22 protein-coding genes are annotated in these 20,118 nt (G+C 41.8%); 3 read left to right on the forward strand and 19 right to left on the reverse strand.

From position 1 onward, the window contains the following. Positions 1–16: 16 nt before the first annotated feature. The 19 genes from dinB to HWQ47_RS20545 form a co-directional block, all read right to left on the reverse strand. Positions 17–1,099 carry a DNA polymerase IV gene (dinB, locus tag HWQ47_RS20455; protein WP_269971811.1) on the reverse strand — a complete coding sequence of 361 codons (1,083 nt, stop codon included), beginning with the start codon at positions 1,097–1,099 and terminating at the stop codon, positions 17–19. Between the two features lie 417 nt (positions 1,100–1,516). Further along, positions 1,517–1,705 (reverse strand): hypothetical protein, encoded by a 189-nt coding sequence (locus tag HWQ47_RS20460; protein WP_269967868.1) that lies wholly within the window; start codon positions 1,703–1,705, stop codon positions 1,517–1,519. Positions 1,706–1,910: 205 nt separating this feature from the next. Next, positions 1,911–2,378, reverse strand: a complete 468-nt coding sequence (gene bfr / locus HWQ47_RS20465; protein WP_269967869.1) for a bacterioferritin — start codon at positions 2,376–2,378, stop codon at positions 1,911–1,913. A 9-nt stretch (positions 2,379–2,387) separates the two neighbouring features. Further along, entirely contained in the window at positions 2,388–2,858 is a 471-nt protein-coding gene (bfr, locus tag HWQ47_RS20470) for a bacterioferritin (RefSeq protein WP_269967870.1), read from the reverse strand. A gap of 369 nt (positions 2,859–3,227) precedes the next feature. Then, the gene (locus tag HWQ47_RS20475) at positions 3,228–4,214 is read right to left on the reverse strand and encodes a GGDEF domain-containing protein (RefSeq protein WP_269967871.1); all 987 of its coding nucleotides are present in this window, start codon (positions 4,212–4,214) and stop codon (positions 3,228–3,230) included. A gap of 346 nt (positions 4,215–4,560) precedes the next feature. Beyond that, complete coding sequence (gene nqrM, locus HWQ47_RS20480; RefSeq protein WP_269967872.1) at positions 4,561–4,785, reverse strand: (Na+)-NQR maturation NqrM; 225 nt, start codon at positions 4,783–4,785, stop codon at positions 4,561–4,563. Between the two features lie 97 nt (positions 4,786–4,882). Beyond that, positions 4,883–5,899 (reverse strand): FAD:protein FMN transferase, encoded by a 1,017-nt coding sequence (locus HWQ47_RS20485; protein WP_269967873.1) that lies wholly within the window; start codon positions 5,897–5,899, stop codon positions 4,883–4,885. Positions 5,900–6,307: 408 nt separating this feature from the next. Then, positions 6,308–7,555 (reverse strand): NADH:ubiquinone reductase (Na(+)-transporting) subunit F, encoded by a 1,248-nt coding sequence (gene nqrF, locus HWQ47_RS20490; RefSeq protein ID WP_269967874.1) that lies wholly within the window; start codon positions 7,553–7,555, stop codon positions 6,308–6,310. Positions 7,556–7,600: 45 nt separating this feature from the next. After that, on the reverse strand, positions 7,601–8,209 hold the full coding sequence (nqrE, locus tag HWQ47_RS20495) for an NADH:ubiquinone reductase (Na(+)-transporting) subunit E (protein WP_269967875.1): 609 nt from the start codon (positions 8,207–8,209) through the stop codon (positions 7,601–7,603). A gap of 5 nt (positions 8,210–8,214) precedes the next feature. Continuing rightward, entirely contained in the window at positions 8,215–8,847 is a 633-nt protein-coding gene (locus tag HWQ47_RS20500; RefSeq protein ID WP_269967876.1) for an NADH:ubiquinone reductase (Na(+)-transporting) subunit D, read from the reverse strand. Further along, positions 8,847–9,641, reverse strand: a complete 795-nt coding sequence (locus HWQ47_RS20505) for a Na(+)-translocating NADH-quinone reductase subunit C (RefSeq protein WP_269967877.1) — start codon at positions 9,639–9,641, stop codon at positions 8,847–8,849. The genes HWQ47_RS20500 and HWQ47_RS20505 overlap by 1 nt, the downstream gene beginning before the upstream one ends. Further along, positions 9,634–10,833, reverse strand: a complete 1,200-nt coding sequence (locus HWQ47_RS20510; RefSeq protein WP_269967878.1) for an NADH:ubiquinone reductase (Na(+)-transporting) subunit B — start codon at positions 10,831–10,833, stop codon at positions 9,634–9,636. Before HWQ47_RS20510 ends, HWQ47_RS20505 begins: the two co-directional genes overlap by 8 nt. Next, entirely contained in the window at positions 10,833–12,167 is a 1,335-nt protein-coding gene (locus HWQ47_RS20515) for a Na(+)-translocating NADH-quinone reductase subunit A (RefSeq protein WP_269967879.1), read from the reverse strand. The genes HWQ47_RS20510 and HWQ47_RS20515 overlap by 1 nt, the downstream gene beginning before the upstream one ends. A 529-nt stretch (positions 12,168–12,696) precedes the next feature. Next, positions 12,697–13,206 carry an S-ribosylhomocysteine lyase gene (gene luxS / locus HWQ47_RS20520; RefSeq protein WP_269967880.1) on the reverse strand — a complete coding sequence of 170 codons (510 nt, stop codon included), beginning with the start codon at positions 13,204–13,206 and terminating at the stop codon, positions 12,697–12,699. Positions 13,207–13,352: 146 nt separating this feature from the next. Then, positions 13,353–14,450, reverse strand: a complete 1,098-nt coding sequence (locus tag HWQ47_RS20525) for a TRAP transporter substrate-binding protein (protein WP_269971812.1) — start codon at positions 14,448–14,450, stop codon at positions 13,353–13,355. A 71-nt stretch (positions 14,451–14,521) separates the two neighbouring features. Continuing rightward, complete coding sequence (locus HWQ47_RS20530) at positions 14,522–15,886, reverse strand: TRAP transporter large permease (RefSeq protein WP_269971813.1); 1,365 nt, start codon at positions 15,884–15,886, stop codon at positions 14,522–14,524. Then, positions 15,886–16,410, reverse strand: coding sequence for a TRAP transporter small permease subunit (locus HWQ47_RS20535; RefSeq protein WP_269967881.1), 525 nt, complete (start codon positions 16,408–16,410; stop codon positions 15,886–15,888). The genes HWQ47_RS20530 and HWQ47_RS20535 overlap by 1 nt, the downstream gene beginning before the upstream one ends. Before the next feature lie 225 nt (positions 16,411–16,635). Continuing rightward, positions 16,636–16,935 carry a BolA family protein gene (locus tag HWQ47_RS20540; protein ID WP_269967882.1) on the reverse strand — a complete coding sequence of 100 codons (300 nt, stop codon included), beginning with the start codon at positions 16,933–16,935 and terminating at the stop codon, positions 16,636–16,638. A 94-nt stretch (positions 16,936–17,029) separates the two neighbouring features. After that, complete coding sequence (locus tag HWQ47_RS20545; protein WP_269967883.1) at positions 17,030–17,533, reverse strand: ACT domain-containing protein; 504 nt, start codon at positions 17,531–17,533, stop codon at positions 17,030–17,032. A 429-nt stretch (positions 17,534–17,962) separates the two neighbouring features. Between HWQ47_RS20545 and HWQ47_RS20550 the strand changes: the two genes are divergently transcribed. The 3 genes from HWQ47_RS20550 (at position 17,963) to HWQ47_RS20560 (ending at position 20,067) form a co-directional block, all read left to right on the forward strand. After that, on the forward strand, positions 17,963–18,658 hold the full coding sequence (locus tag HWQ47_RS20550; protein ID WP_269967884.1) for a response regulator transcription factor: 696 nt from the start codon (positions 17,963–17,965) through the stop codon (positions 18,656–18,658). A 120-nt stretch (positions 18,659–18,778) separates the two neighbouring features. Continuing rightward, positions 18,779–19,306, forward strand: coding sequence for a hypothetical protein (locus HWQ47_RS20555; protein ID WP_269967885.1), 528 nt, complete (start codon positions 18,779–18,781; stop codon positions 19,304–19,306). A 62-nt stretch (positions 19,307–19,368) separates the two neighbouring features. Then, the gene (locus HWQ47_RS20560) at positions 19,369–20,067 is read left to right on the forward strand and encodes a fimbria/pilus periplasmic chaperone (RefSeq protein ID WP_269967886.1); all 699 of its coding nucleotides are present in this window, start codon (positions 19,369–19,371) and stop codon (positions 20,065–20,067) included. Positions 20,068–20,118 lie beyond the last annotated feature (51 nt).

The following is a 20,118-nucleotide window of genomic DNA, read 5'->3' on the forward strand; positions in this document are numbered from 1 at the left end:
CTTTTAAAAACTTATTTTAAAAGCCTAAGTCCATCTGTGATTCACTCGCTTCACTTTGTTCCGATTTCTGGGCATCTGCCTGACTCGCCAAACCTACCGAGACTCCTAATAATCGTATCCCTCTTCCCTGTTGTCGCTCCAAAGCTTGAACGAGCAGATCATAAAACAGTTTTACCGATACTTCATCACTTCTGTGCTCTATGGTGGTCTGTTTAAAATCATTAAACTTAAGCTTCACCACTTGTTTGTGTATCTTCCTCTCTTTGGCACTGCGATGAATGCGCGTCGAAAGCTCCTGCAGTAATTGCGGCATCACACCTTGGCACTGCTCTAGTGTGTAGATATCTTTAGCTAGTGTGGTCTCAACCCCAACCGACTTGCTTTCTCTATGGGAGCTAATCTCCCGTAAATCGATACCTTGGGCTCGTTCGATTAAGACGGTGCCAAACTTGCCAAAACGAGCTATCAGCTCATCTTTCGGGTAATCCTGTAAATCACCGCAGGTGACCAGTCCGATATCTTCAAGCTTTTTACCTGTGACCTTACCAACACCTGGAATTTTTGTTAAAGGTAAGGTTTTTACAAAAGGGGAAATCATCTCTGGTGTTATCACATATTGTCCATTAGGTTTATTGAGATCGGAGGCGACTTTGGCGAGAAACTTCACAGGGGCGATACCGGCAGACGCCGTTAATCCTGTTAACTCGAATATCTCCTGACGAATCGCCTCAGCAATACGCGTAGCTGAGCCCTGACATTGAGTGCTGTCACTGACATCTAAATAGGCTTCATCGAGAGATAGGGGTTCGATTAAATCGGTGTAGCGAGCAAAAACTTCACGGATTTGGTTAGATACCTCTTTGTAAACCAACATGCGCCCAGGAACTAATATTAAGTCCGGACACAGCTTTAATGCGTAGCCTGAAGCCATTGCTGAACGTACGCCAAAAACGCGAGCTTCATAGTTACAAGTGCTGATCACCCCACGACGATCACTGCGTCCTCCCACAGCAATCGGTTTGCCTCTCAGTTCGGGGAAATCACGCATTTCCACTGCGGCAAAATAACAATCCATATCGATATGAATGATTTTCTTCACGGTCAATTAATTTCTTAATCCGGGTGTCACTCACACACGAGCACACCAATTTATCTCTTTCAATTAAGATACTGTATATTTAAACAGTACTCAAGTTATTGTCACCCAAAAATAGAAAGGAGTCATTAAGAGCTCTTCTATAACACTTCAACATTAAAGAGATAGGTAACACTGTTAAATTTTAAACGGTTGAATACTCATCGGTGATTCTTTGAATATATTGAGCAACGCAATCAATCTAGTTGAGGACACTTGATTGGCGCTTAGAGAAGGGTTTCGACGATCTGTTACACATGGATAAAAATACAGATGGCTAACGCACAAACAGTATTGAAAACGATTTAAGCTGTCACAGAAATAGAATATCGGCTCATTTACATCTGAACACTAATACAGGCTCTAAAAAGTAGAGAAAGCTTAAAACTGCGCATAGATCATCTTAATCTCATCTTCGCTCAAGGCAATGGTTTCACAGTGACTCGAGTTTGATAACTGATGCTTTGCTCTGATTAGCTCAGACTCTAGTGACTTTATCCGCAGTTGCAGATTTGAGATCTGTTCGCCAAAGCTGTCTGGCATTAACTCTATTTGCTTGGTTGTGTTCATATCAATCCTCCCACAATGTTACTCATTTAGGATAAAGGATTTGACTGAACTTAAGCTGTATGAAGAAGAACTTACTTGTACGAAATTGCATCGTTTTGTATCAAGAACATATTATTCCTGACACAACAATTAATAGATCATAATATCTTTCATAAAAAAACCCAGTTAAAAACTAGGCTTAATTTTTAACTATTATCTTAAGCCACTACATTTTTGATTGTAGATAGTTTTGTAATCCAACTTTACCGATCAAACCTAACTGTTTTTCAAGCCAATACATGTGATCTGATTCAGTCTCATCAAGTAACACCTCTAAGATTTCTCGGGTCTGATAATCTTTCTTATCTTCACATAAGGCTATTGCCTTGCGAAGATTCTCAGCAACTTGATACTCATAATTAAGGTCATTTTCCAACATCTCTTGCGTATTCTTACCAATATTAAGCGCTTCACGACTGGCTACATCTGGGGTTCCCTCTAAAAACAAAATGCGCTGAACCAGTTTTCCAGCATGCACCCGCTCATCGTCTGATTCATGGGAAATTCGTACGTGTAGCTCATTCAACCCCCAATCTTCATACATCAATCCATGGACAAAATATTGGTCCATTGCCGAGAGTTCACCGGTCAAAAGCTGATTAAGTGTATCGATAACGTCTTGATTACCTTTCATACTAGCCTCTTATTTATCTATTTTTGATTGTAAGTAGTTTTGGATGCCCGTTAGTCCGATCAATTCCTGCTGAGCCTCAAGCCAATCCAGATGCTCCTCTTCATCTTCCAGAATATCTTCAAGAACATCTCGGCTTACATAATCACGCTCTGTTTCACAAAGCTCAATAGCTTCACGGAGTTGAACTAACTCCTCCTCTAACATCTCTTTGTCGCAAGCCAGCATCTCTTCACTGTGCTCACCAATACGTAATCTTTGTAGCATCTGGAGATTAGGCAGTCCCTCTAGAAATAACACTCGTTCGATCAACTTATCCGCATGTTTCATATCTTGGATAGATTTCTTGTATTCCGTTTTATCGAGCGCATCTAATCCCCAATTCTTAAACATTCTGGCATGGAGGAAGTACTGATTTATTGCAGTCAATTCAAAGGTAAGTACCTTATTGAGCTGACTAAGTACTTTAGGTTGGCCTTTCATTTGATTCTCTCCCAAATTAAACACTGATAAGAAAATATAAAAAAATAATTAGAATTTGATCTACATCAATAAATAGAGGTTAACACACCATTAGCTAAAAAGATAAAAATCCTTATATATCATAACCTTGGTAAAGAAGAAGTATTATCATTAAGATTTAGTTTACCAAACACATCTTAGAGAGAAGGTACTCAAATATTTACGTTTTATATAAAAACGGTGTAAACAGATTGCAGTCCATTAATAGAAAAGTTGTATGGAGATATGAAAAATAGGAAAGTTAAATGTATCGTTTCATTAGGTTAACAGAATCCACCATAGGAGGTGGTTAATAAAACGATTAACGGATCGCGGGGATAAATCTACAAATTAAAACAGCTCTATATCATCTTCAATTTTAAGTGGAATAATAGAACCATCGGCAATAAGGTCTTCGTAAAGTCCAATCCTATCTCTACCTGTCTCTTTGATATAATAAAGTGCTTTGTCAGCTTTTACTAACAGCTCACTCGGTTCCTCTTGGCAGTTAATTTCAATGATCCCCATCGAGATAGTCACCTTCACCTCTCTACCATGATGAATGGAGAGTTTATGAGAAAAATCCTCACACAAATTCAGCATCTCAGCCTTTTCCCGCTTAGACATGATAATAACAAACTCATCACCACCAAATCTGAACATGCTATCAAGTTCGCTAAAAGTGGATTTCATCACCCTCACAAGATCAATCAGTATTTCATCACCATACAGATGACCAAAAGTATCATTGATCACTTTAAACTTATCGATATCAAAGATACATAACCAGTAACGCTTGGCACTGAGATCACATGTCTGGGGGTTAATAACACAATCAATCGCCTCCTGTTTTATCACCTTCGCCGCTTTAGTCAGGCGAGGTAGAAAAGCTTTTCTATTAAGAAGCCCAGTTAGGGGATCGGTTTCACTCTCAATCACAATAGAGAGAAAGTTTTCGTAAACCTTAGAAAAACCTTTAAGCATCTGTTCATCCTGATTTGAAATATGTTCGCATGTGACCCATAAGATCATCACCACGACATCTTTTAACATAATAGGAGTTGCAGCTTGCTCTAATTTATTTGAAGCAAATTTAACCGTCGAGCGACGCTTTAGACACTCAAGCAATACATTATGAGCGGTCTCATTACTCTGAAGCACCAACTGAGTTACAGCTTCATCCAGAGCAAGGTCTGTATCGACTTTCAAGATCTCAACCTGCTTAGCATTGACCATCTGCCTTACTGTCGACACTAAGCTTTCGGCCAACGAATCGAGTTGACGTTGGCCTGTCATTTGTACAACTGATTCTAATACAGCTTCCGGCTCATTGAACATAATAGGTACTTTATGTAGAGTTAACTTAATTTGTGGATAATCAATAGTTACAGTAACACTTGAGATCCTTAGTATAGTTGACACTAGTGCAGGCAAAAGGGTCTGACAAGAAAATATACAAATGAGTTTGATTCACGCCTTTGAACAACCACAAGGTAAATTTATATTCTTGACCTCCAAGGAAGCAGGAAATGCCTTAAATCCATGGTAAATATACGTAGGTGTTCTGACCGCCATGGATAATGGAAATGCCATAAAATGTATGGAACATTTATGGTCAGACACAAAAAAAGGGCATGACCTGTGCCATCCCCTTTTTACGCTAACTGCCATCAAAAACGTAACCTTAAAGAATACGGTTCTTTGCTAGCTTTTCACGCCTTGCCTCTTCAGCAGCCATCTTAGCTTTACGGTTATCACAAGGATCGTCGCAATCACACGCTTTCTCTATACCAAGAGTGCCTAGACCACCACAACTACCTGCTACCGCAGTGCGTTTAACGATGTACCCAATCGACATCAAAAGAAAAAATAACAGTAAAACGACAAAAGCTGCAATAAATGAACTCATTGTGTACTCCAACAAAGCGTATGTGAACATTATAACATCAGAACACTTAAGCTATCACCTTAGAACAAACCTAAACTTCGATAATAAACACTTGCCATTACAGACCGACAAAAGGTAAGAAGGCGTCACTGTAAAAGACCTTAAAGCCTGTATCTTGTTTTTCAATTAACATGATGGCTAAACCTTCACGCTGAGCAAGCTCTAATGACGCTTCAGTGCCTAACACCATCATGGCTGTAGCATATCCATCGGCAATCATACACTCTTTATGAAGTACTGTTACCGAAGCCAATCTATGATCGATAGGATAACCGGTACGAGGATCGATCAAGTGCGAAAACTGACGTCCATCCTCTTCATAATAGTTGCGGTAATCACCGGAGGTCGCAATGGCCATATTGCCAGGAGCGATAACTTGTTGCACTTCACGGTCGTCGACATCAGGCTGCTCTATTGCTACTCGCCAAGCAGAGCCATCCATTTTGTCACCAAATACGCTAAGCTCACCGCCTATTTCAACTAAGTAACCTGTAACATGATACTGATCCAATATCCTGGCAATGACATCAACACCAAAACCTTTAGCAATAGAGGAGAGATCGACGTACAAATCCCCCTTGGTTTTGCCCAACCTATTGCCATCAACACTTAGATACTCAATTCCCGTTCTTGCCTTAGCCTCAGCGACCACCTCTTTCGATGGTATTTCAGTAGGACGTTTATCGGGACCAAAACCCCATAGGTTAACTAAGGGCCCTAAGGTAATATCTAACGCACCATCTGTTACTTGATAAAGATGGATCCCCTCCTTTATCACAGTGGCCATATCAGCAGATACTGTGACAGTCTCTTCAAAACCTGTTGAATTAAAAAGCGATAACTCTGAATCAGGCCTATAAGTTGACATCTGATCATTGACCTTCTCGAGTGCAAGATCAATTTCAGCTTGTAATAAGTTCGCCTCCGGTAGATGCTCATTTGGCACCACTTTTATGTGGTAAGTCGTGCCCATGGTATTGCCAGAAAGAGAGATGATTTCAGCAGGGTTAGAACACCCTAAAACAAAAAAGGTTAGCCCGATAAAAGCTAACCATTTCACAGAGGTCTTTTGCATTGACCTAAATCCTTATATTCCACTTAAGACTAATACCAATCGGTATAACTAGCATATAAAGGAAAGTGGCATGAGCTTATCAACCTCCACTTTCCACACTAGATGACAACTCTATCTGCGGATTCTAGCCTTAAAATACCAATCTAACTAAATTATGTGATTAATTTAGAGCTATTCAGGCTTTTCAATTCAACGCGCATTGATGAGAAAATGGTTATTCCCTTTTAAATCAATGCAAAGCAGAAGTGGAATGCCTGAGAAGCTCACTTAGTGCGGGTTTCAAAGTCCTTTATGCAGTGTTAGATGCTTTCGATATAGAATAACGATTAGCTTCAAACATCTGCCTTGCCTATAGGACTTTGAATTCCCGCTGAAAAACCACATTCTTAGTGAGACTGGTATAAGCGATTAGCCACCGAAGTCATCGAGTAAGATGTTTTCATCTTCGACACCAAGATCTTTAAGCATGCCGATAACAGCGGCGTTCATCATTGGAGGACCACACATGTAGTACTCACAATCTTCAGGAGCTTCGTGATCTCGCAGGTAACTTTCATAAAGCACATTATGAATGAAACCTGTTTTACCTTCCCAGTTATCTTCAGGCTGAGGATCTGAAAGGGCAACATGCCAATCGAAGTTTTCATTGTCAGCCGCTAAACCATCGAAATCTTCAACATAGAACATTTCGCGCTTAGAACGAGCACCGTACCAAAAACTCATCTTACGACTTGTATGAAGACGTTTAAGCTGATCGAAGATATGAGAACGCATCGGTGCCATACCAGCACCACCACCAACAAATACCATTTCATTCGTCGTCTGTTTTGCGAAGAACTCACCGAATGGGCCAGAGATCGTGACCTTATCACCCGCTTTTAAGCTAAAGATATAAGAAGACATCTTACCGCAAGGCAGTGACAAATCACGGGGTGGAGGTGAAGCAATACGCACGTTGAGCATGATGATACCTTCCTCTTCAGGATAGTTCGCCATCGAATATGCACGGATTGTTTCGTCTTCAACCTTAGATTCAAGCTTGAAGAAACCGAAATGATCCCAATCGCCACGGTATTCTGCAGGAATATCATAATCTGCATATTTTACGTGATGCGCTGGCGCTTCAATCTGAATATAACCACCGGCACGGAATGGAACAGTATCACCATCAGGGATCTGTAACTTAAGCTCTTTAATGAAGGTGGCTTTATTATCGTTAGAGATAACAGTACATTCCCACTTCTTCACACCGAAGATTTCATCTTCAAGCTCAATTTCCATATCGGTTTTCACGTTTACCTGACAAGATAAACGGCAGCCCTCACGAGCCTCACCTTTAGTGATATGACCTAACTCTGTTGGTAGAATATCGCCACCACCAGATTTAACCTGTACTTTACACTGACCACAAGTACCACCGCCGCCACAGGCGCTCGATATAAAGATACCTTTCTCAGCGAGTGCACCAAGTAACTTACCACCAGCAGGAATGCTGATACTTTTTTCAGGATCTTCATTGATCCCAATTGTAACGTCACCGCTATTTACAAGCTTAGATTTGGCAAACAAAATTATTAACACCAAGCCCAAGACTATTGCAGTAAACATACTCACACCGAGATAAACCTCAAGTGGAGTAGATTCAAGAATATCCATCAACTTATCCTTATAAGTCCGAAACAGGAACCCTGAGGGCCCCGCTTATAGGGAAACACCAGAAAACGACATAAATCCAAGCGCCATAAGACCAGCTGTAACGAAGGTAATACCTAAGCCACGCAGCCCATCAGGCACATCAGCATATTTCAGCTTTTCACGGATACCCGCTAACAAAACGATAGCCAACGCAAAACCTAGACCCGACCCCACACCAAACACAACACTTTCAGCTAGGTTGTAATCACGCTCAACCATGAAAGATACCGCACCAAAAATGGCACAGTTTACCGTGATAAGTGGCAGGAAGATCCCTAACGCGTTATAAAGTGGTGGGAAGAACTTATCCAACACCATTTCAAGTATCTGTACCAAGGCTGCAATAACACCGATGAAGGTGATAAATTTCAAGAAGCTTAGATCAGCATCAGGAAGACCAGCCCAGGTCAAAGCACCGGGAGCTAAAAGTCCTTGATAGATGATTTGGTTAACGGGTACAGAGATAGCCAATACAACAACAACTGCAATACCTAGTCCCATCGCCGTGGTCACTTTCTTTGAAACCGCTAGGAATGTACACATACCTAGGAAAAAAGAGAGCGCCATATTCTCGATAAAAATAGAGCGAATTAGCAAACTTATATAATGTTCCATCACGCTTACCCCTTTGCTTCTACTTGCTCTGGCTTAACAGTACGAATGATCCAGATCAAGGTACCAATTAAGAAGAACGCACTTGGAGGAAGCAATAACAGACCATTTGGCTGATACCAGCCACCGTCTGAAACCTTGCTTAAAATCTCAACACCGAATAACGACCCGTTACCGAAAAGCTCACGAATGAAACCAACAGACATCAAGATAGCACCGTAGCCTAAGCCATTACCGATACCGTCCATAAAGCTCATCATTGGCGGCGTTTTCATCGCATAAGCTTCAGCACGACCCATTACAATACAGTTGGTAATAATCAAACCAACGAATACCGAAAGCTGCTTAGCAATATCATAAGCGTAAGCTTGTAGCACTTGATCAACCACGATAACCAGCGATGCAATAATTGTCATCTGTACGATAATACGTACACTACTCGGTATATGGTTACGAAGCATAGAGATGAAGAGGTTTGAAAATGCCGTAACAACCGTCAAAGCGATTGTCATTACCAATGCCGTTTCCATTTTACTGGTTACAGCAAGCGCACTACAAACACCGAGCACTTGGAGTGCAATCGGATTGTTATTAACAATTGGCCCCGACAGAACCTGTTTAAGCTCTTTAGCGTTAGCCATTAACTCAGTCCTCCATTACGAAATTTCTCGATAAAGCGACCAAAACCTTCGTCACCTAACCAGAACTCAAGTGAGTTTTGAACACCATTACCTGTCAATGTTGCACCGGACAGTGCATCGACACCGTATTCAGATGCAGCAATCACTGGATTTTTAGTGACGCTAATAACTAAGTTACCTTCAGCATCGTAAATCTTCTTACCATACCATTTCGCCATCCACTGAGGATTTTGAACTTCACCACCAAGACCAGGTGTTTCACCTGAACCGGTAAAGGCATAATAAACCAAACTCTGAATCGTATTCATGTCGGGTTTAATGGCGAGAAATGCATACATGGTTGACCAAAGACCATAACCTTTAATAGGTAAGATAACGGTCTTAGGCTGGCCCTGTTCATCATTGACCAGATAAACCACTGCGGTGTTAGCGACACGCTTTACTGACGCGATATCATTTTGTGGTTTAAAAGAGTTTGCAAGATCACGAGATGCTTTATCAGCATCGAATAAATCTGCATTACCTTCAACCCAATCACCGGTTTTCAGGTCAACAAGCTTAGCGACAACGTATTTATTGTAGGTTGCAAGCACCTCAGCTTTCGACATAGGCGCATCATCAGCTTGAGTTAGACCGGCAGCTTCTAGAATGTATTTTTGCTTATCGAGCAATTTATTCTCTATCTGAATAGGTCTTAGTAATACCGCGGCAGTAGAGACAAATACTGAACAGATAAAACATAAGCCAACGACGACAAAGAGGGTTCTTCCGAACGAATCTTTTTTACTAGCCACGAGCAATCCTCCGCTTGATATTTGCCTGAACAACAAAATGGTCAAATAGTGGAGCAAACAAGTTGGCAAACAAGATGGCCAACATCATACCTTCTGGAAACGCTGGGTTAATGACACGAATAAATATCGCCATTGCACCAATCAAGATCCCGTATCCCCATTTGGCTGTATTCGTAAACGAAGCCGAGACGGGATCAGTCGCCATAAACATCATACCGAATGCAAAACCACCCAGCACTAAATGCCAATACCAAGGCATGGCGAACATTGGGTTGGTATCACTACCGATGAAGTTAAGTAGACTAGAAACCGCAATCATACCCACCATTACACCAGCGACAATACGCCATGATGCAATACGGGTATAAACGATCACTGCACCACCAATTAAGATAGCGAGAGTCGACACCTCACCCACAGAACCTGGAATGAAACCTAGGAAAGCATCCCACCAGTTTTGGCTAAATCCATATTCTAATGTGCCTTGCGCCGCTTGACTCAGTGCCGTAGCACCTGAGAAACCATCTGCTGCAACCCAAGTGGTGTCACCAGACATGCTTAACGGATAAGCGAAGAACAAAAAAGCACGACCCGCCAATGCAGGGTTGAGGAAGTTACGTCCTGTACCACCGAAGATCTCTTTCGCCACAACCACACCGAAGGTGATACCTAGGGCTACCATCCACAAAGGAATAGTCGGTGGTAGAGTTAATGCAAACAGAATAGAGGTAACAAAGAAACCTTCGTTAATTTCATGCCCGCGAACCGAAGCAAACAAGACTTCCCAAATACCACCAACCGCAAATGTGACGGCATATATAGGTAGAAAGAAACAAGCACCATACCAAAGTAAGGCTGGGATCCCTGAGTTTGCGGTAAGCTCAGTACCGAACATACCGAACAGGCTAACCTGCCATACATCTGGAGTAGCAAAGCCAGCGGCAATAGCTTCTTGAGCCTGAAAACCTACGTTATACATACCCATAAACATGGCGGGGAATGTACATGCCCACACCAAGATCATCATACGTTTCAAGTCTAAGTTATCACGAACTTGAGTCGGCCCTTTATTCACATGGCCTGGAGTATAGAAAACCGTATAAGCCGCTTCGAAAATAGCGTAAAACTTTTCGAATTTACCGCCCTTTTCAAACTGAGGTTCAATATTTTTAAAAAAATCGTTAAAGCTCATTAGCCTTCCCTCACGATCGTATCTAAACAGTCACGAAGATAAGTCGCATAATCATACTTACCAGGACATACGAAAGTACACAGTGCCAAATCTTCTTCATCCAATTCAAGCGCGCCTAATGTAACTGCGCCATCAAAATCATTAGAGACAAGATCTCGAAGTAACATAGTAGGAAGAATATCCAGTGGCATAACACGCTCATAGTTACCGATAGGAACCATAGCTCTATCTGAACCACCTGTACTTGTCGTCATATTAAACAGACGAGAAGGTGACAAGTGACCTAAGAAAGTGCGAGTAATAGAGTATTTATCAGCACCAGGCATAGCCCAACCGATAAACTCTTGCTGTCTGCCCTCTTCAAGGAAAGATATTTGCTGATGGAAACGACCTAGATAAGCATAAGGTCCGACGGCTTTTCGACCGCTAAGCACTGAGCCTGAAACTGTTCGAACGTCACCCGCTGACATTTCACCCGCTGACAATTCAGCAGTAGAGGCACCTAGTTGAGCACGAATCAATCTTGGTTTTACTGCTTTAGGTCCAACAAGTGCAACAATACGTTGAGAGTTTAGCTCACCGCTCGTAAACAGTTGTCCTATCGCAATCACATCTTGATAACCCACATGCCAAACAGTTCTGTTTGCTGATGCAGATAATAGACAGTGAATATGGGTACCTGCTAGACCTGCTGGATGCGGGCCAGCAAACTCTTCAACCTGTGCATTCGCAGCAGGAATATCAGCGCCTGGTGCTTTACATAAGTAGACCTTGCCTTCAGTTAATCTCGACAGAACCTTAAGTCCATTGGCGAAATCTTCTTTATGCTCACTGATCACCACTTCAGGGTTGGCAGCAAGAGGCTGGGTATCGATGGCAGTAACAAAGATGCCTGCAGCGGTAGAATCTACGGCTGGAGCTTTACTGAAGGGACGAGTACGCAATGCAGTCCACAAGCCTGATTCGATCAGGTTGTTACGAACTAGCTGCGGTTCCAATGAATCTAGTTGTGCGGCATCATATTTAGCGAAAGAGACACACTCATTCCCTTCGATTTCGATAACCACTGACTGGAGAACACGTTGTGCCCCCCGGTTAATTTCAACAACTGTACCACTGGCTGAAGCCGTATATTTAACACCAAGGTTCTTTTTATCTTCAAAGATAATTTGACCTTTCTTAACTTTATCGCCCACTTTAATTTTCATCGTGGGACGTAAGCCAATATACTCTTCACCCAAAGTAGCTACACGTTTAATGGCTGGACCATTATGTATGACTTGTTCCGGCCTACCAGCTAAGGGTAGGTCCAATCCTTTCTTTATTGTAATCATATCCACAAGCACTACGTTATGAAGGAAAGACAATGCGCCGCGTTCCTGCAATAAATTGACAAGGAAAATGCCAAGCCCATCTCATTGAGCTAGCGCAGGTTTATTACAGAATTGCGACTGCAATCACGCTGTTCGCGCGCATTTTACCGTAAATATTAATGCATCGCCATGAAAAATGTGAGCCATTTCATAGTATATGTCGCTTTCATAGAGTTAGGCGTCGCTCACGTTTTCTTTTTTTATTTGATTTAGGTACCACTTAACTAATAGCAGACCTTGATCTAGCAAGGGTATCACCAATTCAAGAACATAAACCAAACACATAAACCGGAAAAAACAACAAAAAAACACAAGCACTCAACAGCTTAAACTTTAAGCGCGAGATACGAGCTACAACTTTACCTCTGAACAAATTTACTATCCAAATCAAGAGGCTTTATCGACGATAAAATCACAATCACATGTTACATTTTCAACTTGCTATGAAAAACGGCTTGAACCGTTTCTCATTTTGATGATATTTCAACCGTTAGAGTCCTTTAAGGATCTCATCACTGAGTTTAAGTTCATCATTTTTGTTAACACTGATCCCTGAAGCTATAATTGTGCGAGCAATACCCTTAGCTTGCTCGAGTGAATGCATATTAAATGTACCGCATTGGAACTCATTCAGTTCAGGGATATCTGATTGTGATGCAACAATGAGCACATCATTCATCGCCGCAAGCCAAGACTCCGCCACATCCGATTCTGAGGGGGTACCTATCAAGCTCATATAAAAACCAGTACGACAACCCATAGGGGAGATATCGATAATTTCGACTTTATCTCCATTGAGGTGATTACGCATAAACCCGGCATAGAGATGTTCTAAAGTATGGATACCTCGCTCACTTAAGATATCTTTATTAGGCGCGCAAAAACGCAGGTCAAACACAGTGATCGTATCGCCTGATGGGGTCTTCATTGTTTTTGCCACGCGAACAGCAGGTGCATTCATACGGGTATGGTCAACGGTAAAACTATCCAGTAACGGCATCTCAACTCTCCAAATTATTTCCCCAGCATCATCTAGCATAGGCTAAGTGAGTAAGGAGTTCATTTTTAATACTATTTATTACCAAACTCTTTTATACAAGATTAACAAGATTTACGCACCTTGATGGCAGTTAATGTTGCAAAGTTTTATTCCCTTATCCGGGTATATGCATCTTCTGAGATTTTATGGTACTTACGCACACCCTCTTCATATTTCGTATATGCTTTATACACTTTATCCATTGTGGCATCTTTAGCAGATTGCTCTCTAATGACCTCTTTCGAGACCAGAGCGAGTTGTTTCATCACTTCATCGGGATACTGCTTAAGGATAACCCCGTGCTCATCAATCAATGACGCTAAAGCGATGACATGCTTAGAGGTATATTCATCTAACATATCTTGGTTAATTGCTCGCGCCGCAACCGTCACAATGGATTGAAGATCAGCAGGTAAAGTAGCAAATGCTTGCTTATTAATAATGAACTCTAAGGTGGTACCCGGCTCATGCCAACCAGGGTAATAATAAAATTTAGCCGCCTTATGCAGACCAAATGCGAGATCGTTAAATGGCCCAACCCACTCAGTAGCATCGATGGTACCAGTTTGCAGTGCAGTATAGAGTTCACGTCCAGGTAAAGTGACCGGAACACCACCAACACGCTTCAACACTTCGCCTCCTAGGCCCGGTAAGCGCATTTTCAAGCCTTGCAGATCTGCCATAGAGTTGATCTCTTTATTAAACCAACCTCCCATCTGCACCCCTGTATTACCACCAGCAAGTGGAATAATACCAAAGGGTTCATAAACCTCCTCCCACAGCTCCATTCCACCGCCATAATGTAACCAACCATTCATTTCTTGAGCATTCAACCCAAATGGAATCGAGGTAAAAAATTGTGCCGCGGGTGTTTTTCCTTTCCAATAATAAGCAGCACTGTGTCCCATCTGCACTGTACCTTGGCTCACCGCATCAAAGACCTCAAATGCGGGCATCAACTCACCAGAGCCATAAACCTTGATCTTAAGTCTGCCAGCAGACATCTCTTCGACTAGTTTTGCAAAGCGCTCGGGGGCCATACCAAGCCCTGGGAAGTTTTTTGGCCATGAAGTCACTAACTTCCATTCAATGGTTTCAACATCAGCAGTGCTGGTTTGAACCTCCTGATTTTGATTCTCTTTCTCTTGACACCCTGTTATAAACAGGGCCATCAATGAGATTAATACCAGTGTTACTCTTTTCATCATATCCTTTCCTTATTGATATTTTCCTTATAAAAAACGGAACCACAGCTAAGCATACTTAGCAGGGAAAACTAACCATATATTTGAGCGGGCAGCCAAGTGATCAGTCCAGGCCAAATACTCAATAACAACATCAATATCAGCTGGATGATAACAAAGGGGATCACCCCTTTATAGATCTGACCACTCGTCACTAACTCTTTACTCACTCCCCTTAAGTAAAAGAGAGCAAACCCAAACGGTGGCGTTAAGAATGAGGTTTGTAAATTAACGGCTATCATGATCCCAAGCCAGATAGGATCGAGCCCCATCGCAAGTAAAATAGGCGCAACTAAAGGCACAACCACAAACGTGATCTCAATAAAATCCAGGATAAACCCAAGCAAAAAAATCACTAACATAACTAATAGTGTGGCTCCGATCAGGCCACCAGGCATATTATTAAACAGGTCGTGAATGAGGACTTCTCCACCTAGACCTCTAAATACGAGTGAAAAGAGCGAGGCACCAATTAAGATAAGAAACACCATTGAGGTTATTTTGGTCGTACTGAGCATCACTTCTTTTAACTGAGTAAGATTCATCTGCCTCTTTATCAGCGCGATAACTAAAGCGCCGAATGCACCCACCGATGCAGCCTCTGTTGGCGTTGCCACACCTAACAATATCGACCCCAACACTAAAAAAATAAGCAGTAATGGCGGCACTAACGCTCCCAGAGTTTGCAAAGCAAACTCCAAGTCTAATTTGCGTTTGTCTATCGCGGAGGGAAATTGTTCAGGCCTAAACTTAATTAAAAGTAAGGTATAAAGGCAATACATACTCAACAGGAGTAAACCAGGGATCAAGGCTCCAGCAAAAAGATCGCCAACCGAGACTGATTTCGGACTAAAAATCCCCATCTGTAACTGGGCTTGCTGATAGGCATTTGAGAGTACATCCCCGAGTAATACTAAGGCGATAGAGGGAGGAATAATTTGACCTAAAGTTCCCGTTGCACAAATTGCCCCTGCACTAAAGGCCGGATCATAACCTCTCTTTAATAGTGACGGCAATGACATCAGCCCCATGGTGACCACTGTTGCCCCTACAATCCCTGTACTGGCGGCGAGAAGCATGCCGACAAAGAAGACACTAAAGATCAAGCCTCCCCTAAAGCGACCAAAAAGCTCTGCCATGCTAGCCAGAAGCTGCTCTGCGACCTTAGATTTCTCCAGCACCACCCCCATAAAAACGAACAGTGGCACAGCCATTAAAATCGGATTATTAATCACCCCATATAAGCGGTTAGGTAATACACCCAATAAGCTACTATCAAAAGTCCCAGTTAACGTTCCTATTCCAGCAAACATCAGAGCGACACCAGCAAGTGTTAACGCAACTGGATAACCTAACATCAACACCAGACAGACAGCTAGGAAAAGTAAAATAGCCATCATTGATCCTCCCCTCGCACTTCAATGTCTCCCACAAGCTTGTTACCGAATAGAGCCGAAGCGTGACGCACTAGATCGACTGTTCCTTGAAGCAGTAAACTCACCACCAGCAACAATAGGAGACTTTTTTGCAGATAAACAAAGGGCAGACCGCCAGCTTCAACTGAGATTTCAGAATAACGCCAAGACGCTATGACATAATCAAAACAGGAATAAGCAATGAAAATACACACGGGGAAAAGTAAAAAGAGGGTGCCAAGCAGATCGACCCAATGTCGGCCACGACAAGAGAAGTTACGATAGAATATATCAACGCGCACATGACCATCATGTTTAAGGGTATAGCCTGCCGCTAAAGTTAATATAGCGCCATGGAGATAAAGAGCTCCTTCCTGCACCGCTGTAGCCCCCGTATCAAAGGCATAACGTAACACGACGACCGCTAAGGTCATCAATACAATTAATAGCGTAAACCAGCTTACTCCTTTACCGATAAGTTCAGTAATTTTCTCTATTTGACTCATTCATGTTAATCACAAATTATTACGTAACTTATTGATAACAGAATTAACGTGATAGATAAACAAAAAGCAGAGGGGATGGGTTAAATCATTACTAGAAGATGACAGACGATTGCATTCAAGTAGACTAACAGTGAAGAGTTTATGCCACACGTTTTACGAAAATTCCTGAAAACGACTAGGCTTTCAGGCATTTAGAGCCTAAAGGTAGCTTTATACCAAACGATATTAACCTTTACACTTAGGCGAATCCGGCACCGCGACTTCAGCAGCCCACTCATCAGGAGAATAAGTGTGCATAGAAAGTGCATGTAAGCCATTAGCAAATTCAGTCGCTAATGCTTCATTAACCGCTCGGTGACGCGCTATAAGACGCTGACCTTCGAACGATTCAGAGGTGATAATTACCTTAAAGTGGGTTTCTGAATTTGGTGGTACATGGTGATTATGACTTTCATTGATCACTTCAAGATGAATTGGCAACAAGCTTGCGGTTAGTTTTTCAATAATTATCTGTGCAACTGACATAAAAATTCTCTCAAATATACAATGACAGCAGGGTAATCCCTAAGCTGCGAAAGATCAATTATCAGAGTACGTACGCCCCCTAAATGTTAATCAATCAGATTTGGCTCACTCTTACATCATCACCTAAGCCTTCCAATGACGCGACCACTCTTTCGCAGGTTATAGATTCAGGAATCGCTAGGGTTAACGTTGCAGAGAATACTGTAGTACTCAATCCTGTGACGGCAAAGCGATGACACTCTAAAGATTCAAGTTCAACCTCAAGGTCGGCTAAAATGTCATCTATATCTCGTGTCAGACCGGAGCGATCATTACAATCCACCACCAGCTTGACTCTCTGTAATGTGTTAGGCAGTTGAGCTTCAACGACGGCATAAGAGAAATGCAAAGCGGGAAAATGAGTGACAAACTCTGCTTCAAGCAGAGGCTGAGACTCAATGTCTATGGCCACCTCGAATAGAGCTGAGAAATGTCCGCCAAGCTTAATGACTTTACTCGTTTGCCATTCACCACCATGAAAACGTGTGATATCGGCCAATGATTTGATGATACCAGGCTCAGACACACCACTGACTGTTGTAACAAAAGTTTTCTTCATATGATATTCCTTCCAATAGAAACAGTGCCACTGACTTGTGTCTATCAATATTGGTCTTTGGCATCAACACTTAACAGAACAGTATTAAGTCGATCGATACCTAACAATATTGGACGCTATAAGCTGAATGGTTTGATAGTAAACCTATTCACATAACCTCACATTAACTATCAAGATTAATTAATATCAATCTCCCATATTGTCCGAAACTCATGGGGAACCAGATCCCTCTCGATGTTGCCATTGCATCCTCTTTGTTTTTGTTTTTGTTTGAATAAGTTAATCATGATTCGAATACCACCCAATAAATACTTTATACAATATTGTTGAAGCAGGTCATGGAAATATTAAATGAAAACAGGCTAAATGTTGTCCATTGATGGCTGCTAAATTCAAGCGAGTAATCGAACTCAGAATCAAGGATTGACAGTGAAAATATTTAAAAAACAAACCGTATATATAGTGTCTAAAAATACAATGTGGACAGAAGTCGTCATTGCCAGCCTTGCCACTACCTTTGAGTGCGATGTTTTTCTTAAAGAAACATCTGTTGAAAGGCTATGGAACTTGCACCAAGACACTATTATCGTGTTCGATAAATCGACACTTGGAAACCCCACATCCCAATGTGTATCTCCTGCTGAACGAGGGGGGAAATGGCTACTAGTCAATGGAAAACAGATTGATGAACAAAGTGTTGCTGGAATAATCGCACTTGGTTTTTCAGGTTTAATTATCTCTCCTTTTACCTTAGAAATGCTTCCCAGAGCGTTAAGAGCTATTGTGTCAGACCAATTATGGTTCAGCCGAGTAGCCATGTCACATACACTAAAACATCTAGTCAGTTCAGCAGGGCCAGCTCACAACTCAGTAAACGTATTAGGGGCAAAGTACGCGCTCTCTTGTCGAGAACAACAAGTGTTTTTGCATCTTTTTCAAGGTAAAAGCAATAAAGAGATTGCCGCACAACTGCATCTCAGCCCCAGCACGGTCAAATGTCATGTTTCTAGTATTCTATTAAAAACAGGTAAAAGTAGTAGGAGTCAAATAAGTATGCTTCTCATGGAGGCTGATACAAGCGACACTCTTGTAACACAGGAAAACAAGCTAAAAAACAGCGCTTAATTAGGCCGAAATTAGTTCTTCTTTAGACACTTAATTGGACATCTGGTCTATATCCAACTAAGTCGATACTGTTTATATTTTCTCTATCAAAACAAGGTTGTTAAATCATCGGAGAATAATATGAAACGTTTAATTAGTAGTGTCGCGATCGCATTGCTTTTTTCTGCAGGCGCAGTTGCAAATAATTGGTCAAGTCACCCAGATGAGCGACCAGACGGTCAAACTCAGTTTAATGTTGACCTTACTGGCGAAGTTCCTCAGCGTTGTATGATGTATTCGACTCAAGATAAATCTATTGAGTTAGATGTTAAAGTAACCAACAGCGTAGCCAGTGAGTTTACATTCCAAGCTTGGTGTAATAATGATAATTCCAAAGGCACATTAGTTGTCGGTGCACAAGCATTTACAAATAGTAATGGTACAGATGTTATTCCTCTTGAAGTCTCGTTTAACGGCACCACAAGTACTATTGATAAAACGCAAAATGCCAGCAATTCACACGCAATCGAAGTCGCAATGGATGTGAGCAATAGCACTGAAGGCTACATGAGTGCAGATAATACCCTGACCATCAAACCTATTGTGACCGGCTGGGAAAAAGCGGGGAATTATAAGACGTCAATGTATGTATCGCTTTACCCAAGATAAGTAATCGTTTTCTCTACTTAGATTTAACAAACAAGGGGCCTTTGGCCCCCATTTGAGGATATATGCGATTATTTACCATCTTGTTGCCGCTGCTTTTACTGTTTCCCTGCGTTGCACATGCCTTCGAACTTTTCCCAATGGTGACATTCTTTTCGGATCAAGGAAGTAAAAGTGAGCAGTTTTTTCAGGTCAATAACACCACAGAACAACCCCTACCTTTAGAAATTTTCGTCAAACAACGACATCTATCAGGCGAAAAGCCCGAACAGCTGACTGACTCCGATGATTTCTTTGTTTTCCCTCCCCAAGTGCTAATACCGTCGGGAAAAACTCAAATGGTCAAAGTAAAGTATATCGGTGACAAAACTGATATTTCAAACTCTTATCGGATCGTTTTTAGTCAGTTGCCCATCAAAGATGACGTTAAGGAGAGCAGCATAAAAATGTTATTCCAGATTGGTGCTCTGGTGTTTGTGTCTCCAAGTAACGTGACAAATACCGTTACCGCTAGCATTGAATATCAGGACGACATGCCTTCAACAATGCTGCTGACAAATCAAGGGGCTGGGGTGATCGTTATTCCTCAACTCTCTTTTACCGTCAAAAGTGATCACGCTAATCACCACTGGAAATGGCAAGACATTCAGCATTTATTTAATCAACAATATCTTGTGCCAGGAGAGATGGTCAGCGTCGCTGTGAATAGTTTGTTATCAGTACAAGATAGTTCAGCCTCGGTGGATATAAAGGGCAAGCGGTGATAACAAGGGCTTCATGGCCGTTCTCCCTAACATTGTTACTAATATGCTTAC

Origin of the sequence: Shewanella sp. MTB7, from assembly GCF_027571385.1 — a bacterium.
Taxonomy (GTDB): Bacteria; Pseudomonadota; Gammaproteobacteria; order Enterobacterales; family Shewanellaceae; genus Shewanella.